This window comes from Kitasatospora sp. NPDC093558, assembly GCF_040683475.1.
In the GTDB taxonomy this organism is placed as follows: Bacteria; Actinomycetota; Actinomycetes; order Streptomycetales; family Streptomycetaceae; genus Kitasatospora.
In genome coordinates, this window is sequence record NZ_JBFBDY010001293.1 from 1 (window position 1) to 1,192 (window position 1,192).

At 76.3% G+C, this 1,192-nt stretch carries 1 protein-coding gene and 1 pseudogene; both read left to right on the forward strand.

Annotation, left to right across the window (positions count from 1 at the left end; all coding sequences use genetic code 11):
* A pseudogene (locus tag AB0O00_RS40465) lies at nt 1–275 on the forward strand (oxidoreductase); the annotation flags it as partial.
* A partial coding sequence (locus AB0O00_RS40470) for a proton-conducting transporter membrane subunit (protein WP_363659657.1) occupies nt 272–1,192 on the forward strand: 921 nt, incomplete at its 3' end. The pseudogene AB0O00_RS40465 and the gene AB0O00_RS40470, both read left to right, overlap by 4 nt.

The window sequence follows — 1,192 nt, forward strand, 5'->3', positions numbered from 1 at the left end:
TGGTCGCCTCCCCGCGCCACGCCGACGTGCTGCTCGTCACCGGCCCCGTCACCCGGAACATGGCCGACCCGCTGCGCCGCACCTACGACGCCACACCCGAGCCCCGCGTCGTCGTGGCGGTCGGCGACTGCGCCCTCAACTGCGGCCTGTTCGCCGGGGCTTACGGTGTCCTGGGCGCGGCGGCCGACGTCGTGCCGGTGGACCTGGAAGTGCCCGGCTGCCCGCCCGAACCGGCCGCGATCGTCGCGGCGCTGCGCCGGGTGACCGGACGGTGAGCGCGATCGCCCCCGCGCTGGCGGCGGCCGGCGCCCTGGCCACCGCCGGAGCGGCCGGCGGGTCGGTCCTGCCCGAACGCGCCCGGCCGGTGGCCGTCGGGGCGTGCACGGCGGGTGTCGGCGCCGCCGGCCTGGTCGCCGGGGTGGCCGCGCTGAACGGGCAGCGGTGGTCCGTCTCGTTACCCGACCTGCTCCCGCTGGCCGGAGTGCACCTCGCGGTCGACGCGCTGTCCGGCCTGTTCATCGCGGTGTCCGGCGGCGTGATCCTGGCGGCGTCCGTGTACGGCATCGGCTACACCCGGCACGGACTGTCGGGCCGGGGCGTGCAGGCCGTCCTGCCGCTGTTCGCGTGGTCGCTGGTCATGGTGCCCACCGGCGCGAGCGTCTCGACCTTCCTGCTGCTGTGGGAGCTGATGGCCGCCTCCTCGCTGCTCCTGGTCGTGGCCGAGCACCGGCGGCGGGCCTCGGTGCGCGAGGCGGGCGTCTGGTACGCGGTGATGACGCACCTCGGGCTGGTCGCCCTGCTCGCCGCCCTGGCACTGTTCGCCGCCCGTGCGGGCGGGGAGACCTTCGCGGCGCTGCGCGCCGGAGCCGGCGGCATGTCACCGTCCGTACGGGGCACGGTCTTCGTCCTCACCCTGGCCGCCTTCGGCTCGAAGGCCGGCGCGGTGCCGCTGCACGCCTGGCTGCCCCGGGCCCACCCCGAAGCGCCGAGCAACGTCTCGGCGCTGATGAGCGCGGCGATGGTCAACCTCGGCGCGTACGGCGTGATCCGGACCGGCTTCGACCTGCTGGGCGGCGGTCCGCGCTGGTGGGGGCTGCTGACGGTGGCGCTCGGCGCGGTCTCGGCGGTGTACGGGATCGTCCAGGCCGCGGTCGCCACCGACCTCAAGCGCCTGCTGGCGTACTCGACCAGC